Source organism: Enterococcus aquimarinus (assembly GCF_001885765.1).
GTDB lineage: Bacteria > Bacillota > Bacilli > Lactobacillales > Enterococcaceae > Enterococcus_I > Enterococcus_I aquimarinus.
On record NZ_JXKD01000013.1, the window covers coordinates 47994 to 58554 of the forward strand.

At 38.0% G+C, this 10561-nt stretch carries 8 protein-coding genes; 6 read left to right on the top strand and 2 right to left on the bottom strand.

Features of this window, described 5'->3' with window-relative positions:
- Window positions 1-55 precede the first annotated feature (55 nt).
- On the bottom strand, window positions 56-1678 hold the full coding sequence (locus RU93_RS08960; RefSeq protein ID WP_071875283.1) for a PucR family transcriptional regulator: 1623 nt from the start codon (window positions 1676-1678) through the stop codon (window positions 56-58).
- A gap of 181 nt (window positions 1679-1859) precedes the next feature.
- Here RU93_RS08960 and RU93_RS08965 point away from each other — a divergent pair, with 181 nt between their 5' ends.
- From RU93_RS08965 to RU93_RS08985, 5 genes are all read left to right on the top strand, one after another.
- On the top strand, window positions 1860-3068 hold the full coding sequence (locus RU93_RS08965) for a pyridoxal-phosphate-dependent aminotransferase family protein (RefSeq protein WP_071875284.1): 1209 nt from the start codon (window positions 1860-1862) through the stop codon (window positions 3066-3068).
- A 124-nt stretch (window positions 3069-3192) separates the two neighbouring features.
- Window positions 3193-3552, top strand: a complete 360-nt coding sequence (locus tag RU93_RS08970) for a cupin domain-containing protein (protein WP_071875285.1) — start codon at window positions 3193-3195, stop codon at window positions 3550-3552.
- A gap of 305 nt (window positions 3553-3857) precedes the next feature.
- Window positions 3858-5366, top strand: coding sequence for an allantoin permease (gene allW, locus RU93_RS08975; RefSeq protein ID WP_143139437.1), 1509 nt, complete (start codon window positions 3858-3860; stop codon window positions 5364-5366).
- Window positions 5363-6727, top strand: coding sequence for an allantoinase AllB (gene allB / locus RU93_RS08980; RefSeq protein WP_071875286.1), 1365 nt, complete (start codon window positions 5363-5365; stop codon window positions 6725-6727). The genes allW and allB overlap by 4 nt, the downstream gene beginning before the upstream one ends.
- 131 nt (window positions 6728-6858) lie before the next feature.
- Complete coding sequence (locus RU93_RS08985; protein ID WP_071875287.1) at window positions 6859-8106, top strand: MFS transporter; 1248 nt, start codon at window positions 6859-6861, stop codon at window positions 8104-8106.
- Between the two features lie 72 nt (window positions 8107-8178).
- Here RU93_RS08985 and RU93_RS08990 read toward each other — a convergent pair whose 3' ends face one another.
- Window positions 8179-8940, bottom strand: coding sequence for a helix-turn-helix domain-containing protein (locus RU93_RS08990; protein ID WP_071875288.1), 762 nt, complete (start codon window positions 8938-8940; stop codon window positions 8179-8181).
- 637 nt (window positions 8941-9577) lie between these two features.
- Between RU93_RS08990 and RU93_RS08995 the strand changes: the two genes are divergently transcribed.
- Complete coding sequence (locus RU93_RS08995) at window positions 9578-10360, top strand: sulfite exporter TauE/SafE family protein (RefSeq protein ID WP_071875289.1); 783 nt, start codon at window positions 9578-9580, stop codon at window positions 10358-10360.
- Window positions 10361-10561: the final 201 nt, after the last annotated feature.

A 10561-nucleotide genomic window follows, 5' to 3' on the forward strand; every position in this document is an offset into this window, starting at 1 on the left:
CGGTTTAAGAAAGCTTTTGCTTTTCTTAAACCGTTTTTTGCTAAATTCAGATGAATTATCGACTCGCCGATAATTCTAACGCTACCCGTAATGTTAAACTATTTTCTGTATTTTGGACGGAGAGTCCTAAAATTTCTTCACATTGTTTAATTCGGTATTTAATCGTATTGCGATGTAAGTATAGTTCACTCGCTGTTTTTGTGATTTCACAGTTAAAACCTAAAAACGTTGCTAAGGTTTTTCGCAATTCAATCATTGTGTCATCACTTGGATAGGCGAGCTCTTTTAGTGTCTGTTCACAAAAATAATGAACATCTTTCAAGTCGAGTTTTTCAAATAAGCCGCTTAAGCCTTTTGGTTGATAGTGTTGAATGATTTCGGGATACAGTAATTGCGTTGTTGCCTCAAGAGAATCGAGCGCTTCAATATATGAATCGCCAATTTCTTCTACCGTTTCATGCACATTCCCAAAAGCAAAGCGTAACTGAATCGGAAGGATGTGATGAAGTTCTTCTACAAGTTCAATTAGCACTTCTTCTGTATTGCTTTGCGGCGTTTGAAACAAGAGAAACAGATTATTCGTATGCCGTAATTTAAAAATTGCGACATCTTTTAGTCGAAGCGGTAAGAATTCATTGAGCCAATTGCCGACAATTTGTCCTTCTTCCTTTTGATAACGAACGTGATGTTTGGTCTCTTCAGACGAAACACAATAGGCAATAGCGACTTGATACGTTTTACTTTTGATAAGACCATAACTCTTTCCTAAATCAAGCCAATTGCGTGTCTGTTGATTCACTTTGGCATCAATCAGTTGGCTGTAAAAATCTGTTTTTAAATGCTCAAAAGATTTATTGACTTCCTGATTTTTATAAAGCATTAGCGTCAAGACGAGAATCGCTTGATCAATCGCAAATTCTGAAATCGGAAAAGGAATGTTTTCTGGTGTCACAATCAATAAATAAAAGGGGAAATAATGATTCACTTTAATTGGATAACACGTCATTTGAACGGGTTTGTGATCCGTATCTTTTAGTATGAAAGCCGATTTTTCCCGATCGATTTTGCGAAAGTCTTCAGCTGAAAGTTGATTGACATAATGCGATGCGGGTTTCCCTTCGTCAGAAAAATGGCGCGAATGGGCAATGATCGATTGCCAAGGGCTCAACAAGATAATCGGCACATTAATGATTTTCCCGAATTCGGCAATAAAACGAGCATTGCTCACATCATGCATCAACAAATCAGAAAACCGATTTTGAATATCAAACGCATACGTCATTTGTTGCGTTTTATCATTCCAAAGATAGCTTAATATTTGGTGCAAAAGAGCGCCTAATGGTTGTGTGTCAGGGATTTTAATAATCGGCAAATCGATTTCAGAAGCATATTCTAAGATATGAGGATCAATTTCATTTAAGAAACGTCCTGTTTTGATAGCCAAAGCAGCGGATTGATGCTCTTTTAATTCACGAATCAACCGCTTAAGCCCTGTTTGGTCATGTTGATAATTCATCGCCGTTGTCAAAATAATCGTATGTTGAGGAATATAATTGGCAACGTCGGGTGTTTCAGTAATTTCAGCGCTTTCAATTGGTTGCTCCAACGATTTATGTGTGGATAAAACAATCAGGTCAGAAAAGCGGGGTGTATTGAGTAATTCTTGTAATGTTTTCATGAATGTCACCTCAGTGTGAATATGGATTGCTTTTATTGTACAAGAGAATACGAAAGAAAGACAGGTTTTTTATACTTTTCGGACAAATAAAGGTAAATCTTAGGTTAATGTGTACAATGAAACGAAAGCGCTTATCCATTAAGATAAAGATAGTAAAAATATAAAGAGATGAGGGATCGCAATGTATCAACAACCTATTTTTGAAGGTAGAACGATTATGACGCCTGGCCCCGTTGAGGCGCATCCTGCCGTATTACGTCAAATGGTCCAACCGATTTTAGGACAGTTTGATCCAGAATTTTTAAAAATCATGAATGAAGTCAAAGAAATGATTAAAGTCCCATTTGGTACAAAAAATAAGCAAGCTTTTGCGATTGATGGCACGTCTCGTTCAGGTTTAGAAGCGGCTTTATTGGCATTAATTGAACCCGGAGATAAAGTCTTAATTCCAGCTTATGGTCGTTTTGCGTATTTACTCGGTGAGATTTGTCAACGTGCACAAGCAGAAATCGTCTGGTTAGAAAAAGATTGGGAATCGCCGTTTGAACAGAGCGTGGTGATTGAAGCGATTAAAGAACATCAACCGAAAATTGTGGCGATGGTTCATGGTGAGACTGCTAATGCACAAATGCAACCACTCGATCAAATCGGTGCGTTTTGTCGAGAAAATGATGTATTCTTTGTGGTGGATATGGTTGCAACTTATGGTGGTATCGAGTTAAAAGTGGATGACTGGAAAGTGGATATTGCCATCGCCGGAACACAAAAATGTGTCAGCGTACCATCAGGAATGTCATTAATTACCTATAATGATCGCGTAGAAAAATACATTCAACCACGCTATCAAAAAGAACTAGGCTTAGGTTCTGATGAACAAAGTGAGCGTTACGTTCGGAGTAACTATTTAGATTTAACACAACTACAAAGATATTGGGGACCTGAACGCATCAATCATCATACGGAAGCGACTTCGATGGTTTATGCCTTACATGAAGGCTTACGGTTATTGTTATTAGAAGGTATGGAGAATGTCTATGCCCGTCACACGAAAAATGATCGCATCTTAACAGAGAGTTTAGAAAAGATGGGTCTAGAAATTTTCGGCGCACGGGAAACAAAAATGGGCACCGTTATTCCTGTCCGCATTCCAGAAGGCATCGATGGCGAAGAAGTTCGAGCGTTATTACTCGATCAATTCAAAATTGAAATCGCGTCTTCATTTGGTTCGTTAAAAGGAAAAATTTGGCGTGTAGGAAATATGGGTTACAGTAGTCGTCAAACGAATGTCTTACATTTTTTAAGTGCCTTTGAGACCGTCTTGAAAAAAGTAGGCTATGAATTTGATTATGGCGTCGGCAGTACGTATGCGTTAGAAGAATACTTGAAGTAAGCTAGAAATAAAAACATCTGATAAAGAAGCAACAGTTCATCCTTTGTCAGATGTTTTTTTAAGAAGTTGATATAAGAGCGCTTTCTTTCTGAAGACGTGGAAATAATCAAGGAGTGGGGAAACAATGGAGGAAGCTGGCATGATACAGCGGTTGTTTAAAATGAGTGAGATTGCTCAATTTGATCGCAAACAAGGTAAAAAGAATCTCTTTTATGAAACAGACCAAACGGCTGGCGCTGTCTGGTGTTTGGAACCAGGCCAAGAAATCCCTACCCATGCGCATGCTAAGGCAGATGATTTATGGATTTGCATTCAAGGAACGGGAACTTTTTATCCAGCGCAAGGGGAAGAAATTGAAATTACGGTAGGTGATTTGATTTTATCTCGTCCTGGAGAACAACATGGAATGAAAAATACGGGGCAGGAGCGTTTTATTTGCGTTGGTGTAGCGACACCTTTGCCATTGGATTTTATTCCGAAATAAATTCACAAACAGCCGGCTAAGATAACCTAAACGCAGCGTTTCGTCTAATGGTTGTCTTTTTAATCACATATAAAATATCGTTAGCCGAATTAAACAAACAATAATTACGCTTTGTAACTTATGGACAATGAAAGTCAGAATAAAAATGCTTACAATATAGATGATAAAAGGTTGAAGGACTTTAATATTCATTCCATTTTATAAGGATAAGGTCGTCTAGGATAAAAAACGCGCGTAAGGTACAAAAAGATCACTTTTATCAAAAAAATGTAAGGGTTTTAATTCGTGAAAAAGGAGAGTTCAACGTGGATATGAAAGATTATCAGGTAACCCAAGAAGAGGTTACACGCTTCAAAGAACGGAATTATAATGATGATTTATTACCAAAAACAGAAGACAAGCGAAATATGGGGGTAAAAAACTTCTTTACATTATGGATGGGTTCCGTTCATAACATTCCGAACTATACGGCTGTCGGAGGCTTCATCTTTTTAGGGCTCTCACCGATTAATGTCATGTTTGCATTAATCATTAGTGCGCTATTTGTTTCTGCCTTTTTAACGCTTAACGGAAAAGCAGGATCAAAATATGGGATTCCATTTGCCATGCATCTAAGAGCTACTTACGGTAACTTAGGAGCAAAATTACCCGGATTCTTACGCGGAGGCGTTGCGGCCATTGCTTGGTTTGGGTTACAAAACTACACAGGTTCATTGGCATTATTGATTATGATTGGGAAAATTTGGCCTGGATTTTTAGAAATTGGTGGTGGTACACAAATTTTAGGGATTAGTGTTCCAGGACTGATTTCATTTACGATTTTCTGGTTTATTAACGTTTTAATTGGGTTAGGTGGCGGCGGTATTTTAAATAAATTCACTGCGATTTTAAGCCCGATGATTTATATCGTCGTTGGAGGAATGGCGATTTGGGCATTACGTGTTGCAGGTGGCTTTGGGCCAATCTTAGCTTATAGCATTCCAGATGCGACCAGTTCAATCAATCCGATTTGGGCGTACTTTATTATCTTTAACTCCGTCATTGCTGTTTGGGCAGCGCCAGGAGCAAGTGTGTCTGACTTTACCCAAAATGCAACGTCGACAAAAGCGCAAATGATGGGTCAAACGTTAAGTTTAATGGTTGCATACCTGATGTTTGCTTTCTCAAGTGTTGTTATTTTAATTGGTGGATCCATTCACTATGGTATTCAAGAGTGGAATATCTTAAACTTAATTGAACGTTGGGATAGTTTCCCTGCGATTATTTTAGCCATGTCTGTTTTCTTGTTGACAACGATTTCAACCAATGCAACAGGGAATATTATTCCAGCAGGATACCAACTAACCGCGCTATTTCCGAAAAAATTAAACTATAAATCAGGTGTTATTGTAGCGAGTATCATTAGTTTCCTCATTATGCCATGGAAATTAATGGAAAATGCGGATAGTATCTTTATCTTCTTGAATTCAATCGGAGCCGTTTTAGGTCCTGTTGCCGGCGTAATGATTGCCAGTTACTTTTTTGTTCAAAAAGAAGAAATCAATTTAGATGAACTTTACATGAATGTCGAGGAACACGATGAAAAGAACCAATACTACGGGTTGAATAAACCAGCCTATATTGCGACAATCGTAGCGTTAATCTTATCGCTCATTGGCCAATTCGTACCAACATTCAAAGTGCTTTCAGATGTTTCGTGGTTCGTTGGATTTATTTCTGCTTTTGTTATTTATTTAGTATTAAAAAAAGCTACACTCACCAAAGAAGCTACACCCATTTATGAAAACCAATCTAAGGGAGGAAACAAAGAATGAGTCATGATTTAGTAATCAAAAATGGATTAGTAATTTTAGAAAGCGGAGAAGTACAAACAGACGTTGCTGTAAAAGACGGTCTGATTGTCGCAATCGGCGAAAATCTAGAGGGGGCAGAAGTGGTCGATGCAACAGGCTTAATCGTTAGCCCGGGAATGGTCGATGCGCACGTACATATTACCGATCCAGGCGGCAATTACCGTGATGAGTGGGAAGGATATGTGACCGGTACAGCTGCATGTGCTAAAGGTGGCGTAACATCTATTATGGAAATGCCATTAAACCAAATTCCAGCAACTGTTGACGGAAAAAGCATTGAAATTAAATATGCCGCAGGTAAAGATCGTCTGAAAGTCGATGTTGCATCTTATGGTGGCCTTGTACCATTTAACTTAAAAGGTGGCATTCAGGAACTAAATGATAATGGTGTCGCAGCTTACAAGTGCTTCTTAGGAACTTGTGGTGATCGTACAATTGATGGCGATTTTGAAAATGTCGATGACTATTCATTATATGAAGGAATGAAACAAATTGCGAAAACGGGTAAAGTATTAGCCGTGCACGCAGAAAATCCAGATATTACCGATCGTTTAGGGGAAATTGCTTATAAAAATGGCGAAACAACCCTAGCTGCTTATGTCAATACTCGTCCGGTGTTTACGGAAGTAGAATCGATTCGTCGTGTCATTTATTTAGCAAAAGTTACTGGCTGTCGTGTTCATATTTGTCATATTGCTTGTCAAGAAGGTGTCGATGAAGTTGTAAAAGCGCAAAAAGAAGGCGTTGACGTGACGTGTGAAACATGTACACACTATCTATACTTTACGACAGATGAATTAGACGCCATTGGACCAGTCGTGAAATGTTCACCTCCAATTCGTGACGCTGAGCAACAAGCAGGGTTATGGAAACATGTTGAAAATGGCGGTTTAGACTTCGTGACTTCTGACCATTCTCCATGTACACCAGATTTGAAAGATAAAGAAAATGCTTTCGAAGCTTGGGGTGGAATCTCTGGAATCCAAAATAATGTGGATATCCTCTTTGATGAAGGCGTTCAAAAACGTGGATTACCATTGAAAAAATTTGCAGAAATCATTGCAACGAATCCAGCAGATCGTTTTGGTTTAGAACAAAAAGGACGCATCAGTATTGGAAAAGATGCAGACTTCGTGTTAATTAAACCGGATGCACCATATACCTTGGAAGCAGAAGATTTAGAGTACCGTAACAAAATCAGTCCTTATATCGGTCGTGAAATCGGGGCGCAAGTGGTACACACAATCTTACGTGGACAAACAGTCTATAGTCAAGATGCGGGAGTAACAAGTGAATTCCCAGGTGTCTTTATTAAAAAATAAGTAAAAACAAAAAAAGATTGTTGGGGGTGTATTCACTACCCAACAATCTTTTCTATTTATTTGGTTATTATGAATAAAGAATTCAGAAGACAAATTCGTTATGATTAGGTTATAAAACAAGAGTTAGGATGATGAACGTGGTAGATAAGAAAACAGGAATGCCATACTGGCAAAAAATCGTTGCAGTATTAACGGTTGGTTGGATTGTAATTTGGATTTATCGGACGGTTTTAACGCCAATCTATCCGATTATTAGTGATTATTTTGGTGGCGCAACCGATTCACAATTGGGTAGTATTTCAAGCTTTTATTTTTTAGGTTATGTTATGATGCAAATTCCATCGGGGATGTTAGTGGATAAATTTGGTAAAAAAACCATTTTAATTCCAGGATTTATTTTGTTTGGTTTAGGAACAATTATTGTCGCGATGGCGAATGTTTTACCGGTCTTATTTTTAGGAAGCGTTTTTGCAGGTTTGGGTTGTGGAACGTTTTATGGTGTGGCTTATTCGCTAACAGCTGAATATGTTCCAAGTAATAAACGAAGTCTTGCAACGGCAATCGTTAATAGTGGAACCGCTGTCGGAAGTGGTCTAGGACTTGTTTCTTCTAGTTACTTTGTCGGAACGGGTATTTTACCTTGGCAAAGCTTAATTTGGATGACGGCGGGTTTGATTGCCATCATGACCGTTGTTTTTGCGAAAGTCATCAAAAAAGAGCAAATGAAGCCAGTCGAACAAAAAACGAAAGTGCAAGAAGCACAATTGGCTGAAAAAGGATCAACCATTAAACAACTCTTTCGTCCACATATGATTGCGGCATATGTTTTATATTTCTCAACATTATATGCGTATTATTTAATCGATACATGGTTACCGAACTTCCTTGAAACGGAACGTCAGTTTGAAGGAACTGCAATCGGTCTTGTGTCTTCTTTAGTCTTTTTCGCAGCGATTCCAGGAGCGTTAGTCTTTAGTCGTTTAGCGGACCAAATACCGCATAAAAAAGTACCGATTATTATCGCGTTAGAGTTAATGGCCGCAACGATGTTATTTATTATGGTCGGAACGGCCAATCAAACGGTTACCATTGTCGGAATCATTGCCTATGGTTTCTTTGGGAAATTAGCAGTTGAACCCATCATTATTTCTTGGTTAAGTCAATTTGCCCCACGTAAGAGTATTGCAACGACTTATGGGGTGTTTAATTTCTTCGGAATGACTGCTTCTGTCATCGTTCCTTCGTTAACGGGGACGATATCGGATATTACCGGTTCTAAAGTCTATGCTTTTTATTTAGCGATTGGGATTATTTTAGTGGGAACGCTGATATTCTCTTTAGTCAATAAATTCGCAAAAGCACCTACAGAGAGTTACTAAGAAAACACACAATCATGATGAAGTGCTAGAAGGACGGATCGTTTCGTCTTTCTAGCATTTTTATTTGATTGATTATTGCGACGATGACTGGAGAATTTGTTGTTGATATTGTTGAAAGAATTGTCCTTCATTTTGGAAAAAATGGAAGATAGAAGAGGACGTTAGAGACATTGTGGGAACGGCTAAGCCTAGTATTTGTTTGACTAAATATTCCCATCCTCTCTCGCTGATTTGATATGGAAGTTCTGGCAGATACATCAACTCTTTCGTCGCACAATGGTTTAATGTTTGACCTGCTTGAATTCTCATTTGTTGGACTTCTTTTAAACGTTGATAGAGTTCGTTGTTATCATACCAGTTAAATGGCGGATCAAATATTAATGACAACCCCCAAGCTAACCACCGAAGCTGGACTTCGCAGCCTTTAATGACAGGGTCGTGGTTATACGATAGTTGTAATTTATAGGATGCAAGGAAGGTGGACAAGGTTATGCTTTGTCGCTGAATAGTGGAAGTGCTGAAGTACAAAGACTCCTTTAATTCACAAAGACGACTATACGGATGTTGAATCAAATACCAACATAACTGAAGATGAGGATTTTTTTGCAGTAAAGTAGCATAGCAATCGAGCATTTGTACGGGCGAATGGGTGAGTGTCATTGTAATGGAAGTTCGCTGATTGTGCGATTCTACGAGCCACGGAAATAATTTTTCATCAATCGTCTGATCAAAGGGCGAAAGAGTTACTTTGGAGAAAAAATCAATAGGATACGAGCCATTTTTCAATGTTTGATAAATCATTTGTTCTTGCTTCGTTAATAGTTGACTAAACATGTTCATTTCACCTCGGAGATACCATACCAAATTAACACTTACGTCATATTTTCGATTTTTGCAAAAGTAGGTGGTTATTTGTCAAAAGATGAGGTTTTTGATACTTTAAATGAAGATATTTCTTAATTCTATGGTTTTTTCGAGCAAAATGACGCGAAAATAAATAAAAATACGAAGTAAATGCTAAAAACCGATAGGATTAGTCAAAATGATAAAAGTGAAAGCTTGATAACACACGGTTCTTAATAAAATAGCCTCTTAAAAAGAGCTCAGAAAAGCGGTTTTTCGCAATAAGACCTCGTTATTGGCAAAACCTTTAAAGTATTGGTAGAAATCAGTGGAATTTGTGAAAGCAAAATAAACGGAAATGTTATAACAAAAGCTTATTTCTAGTTGACGTTCACAAAGAATGAGGAATTTGAAGGTAGAAATAAAAAATGATATAATTGGATGTTTTTTATTTGTGCCGAATATGGGAGAACAATCTAGCAAAAGTCTTGTTTTAGTCGGAATAGCTGTTTTTCAGATTGTGTATCCGAAATGAAAGGAGTAGGATAAAAGAGAACGGGAAAATGGAAGAGGATGACGCTTACTTACTAAAAGAGTACTCTTCAAATAAAATAGAAGGGAGAATGCGATGAATATCGGAATTGTGTATTTTATAGTGATTGTCTTAGCCAATACGTTGGGAGCCATTTCAGGGATGGGTGGCGGTGTTATCATTAAGCCAGTTTTTGATATGATTGGTGCCCATAGTGTCGCAGCCATTTCTTTTTATTCGGCGGTTGCTGTTTTTGTGATGGCGCTTGTTTCGACGTATCGCCAAATAAAAAATGGGATTGCCATCGATTGGAAACTTGCTAGTTGGGTGTCATTTGGTGCGGTATTGGGCGGAGGAATCGGAAGCTTTACACTGGATCAACTGTTGGAACGATTATCGGGTGACCGTTGGGTACAACTGATTCAGATTATCTTGACGATTATTACCTTAGTATTTGCGTTTTTATACACGCGTTTGAACCGGCCTCGTTTCTCATTGAAACGTGTTATATGGTATCTCCTTTGTGGGTTATTATTAGGCTTTTTAGCAAGTTTGCTAGGAATTGGGGGCGGTCCAATCAATGTTTCACTACTGATTTTACTTTTTTCGTTGCCAATTAAAGAAGCGACCGTTTACTCAATTGGGACGATTTTCTTTTCACAATTGGCGAAACTAGTGACGATTGCGAGTACGACAGGTTTTGCGGCCTTTGATCTAAGCGTCTTACCGTATATCATTGTCGCGGCGATCATCGGTGGCTTTTTAGGTGCCCAATTCAGTGGTTTATTGCCCTCAAAAAAAGTGGGAACGGTTTTTCAATTTGTTATTTTACTTGTACTAATCATCAATGTATATAACGGCGTTAAGATATTTTTGTGAGAATTCTCTTTTATGAAACAAAGAGAATCCTCATTTGAAATGAAATCCTTTTAAAATAAGCAGATTAATTGCTTTTTTCGAAAAAAAAACTATGATTGTAATGGAAGAAAAGACGGTCAATGAGCGTAATGAAAAAGATAATTCCTCTGTATTTGTGAAAAAATTATTTGTTATCATTAGTTTAAAGTTGAATTATACTTG

Bases quoted from the DNA above. Each gene is read 5' to 3' on its own strand.
- RU93_RS08960 (WP_071875283.1), bottom strand. From the start codon at position 1,678: ATGAAAACATTACAAGAATTACTCAATACACCCCGCTTTTCTGACCTG.
- RU93_RS08965 (WP_071875284.1), top strand. From the start codon at position 1,860: ATGTATCAACAACCTATTTTTGAAGGTAGAACGATTATGACGCCTGGC.
- RU93_RS08970 (WP_071875285.1), top strand. From the start codon at position 3,193: ATGGAGGAAGCTGGCATGATACAGCGGTTGTTTAAAATGAGTGAGATT.
- RU93_RS08995 (WP_071875289.1), top strand. From the start codon at position 9,578: ATGAATATCGGAATTGTGTATTTTATAGTGATTGTCTTAGCCAATACG.
- RU93_RS08985 (WP_071875287.1), top strand. From the start codon at position 6,859: ATGAACGTGGTAGATAAGAAAACAGGAATGCCATACTGGCAAAAAATC.
- allB (WP_071875286.1), top strand. From the start codon at position 5,363: ATGAGTCATGATTTAGTAATCAAAAATGGATTAGTAATTTTAGAAAGC.
- RU93_RS08990 (WP_071875288.1), bottom strand. From the start codon at position 8,940: ATGTTTAGTCAACTATTAACGAAGCAAGAACAAATGATTTATCAAACA.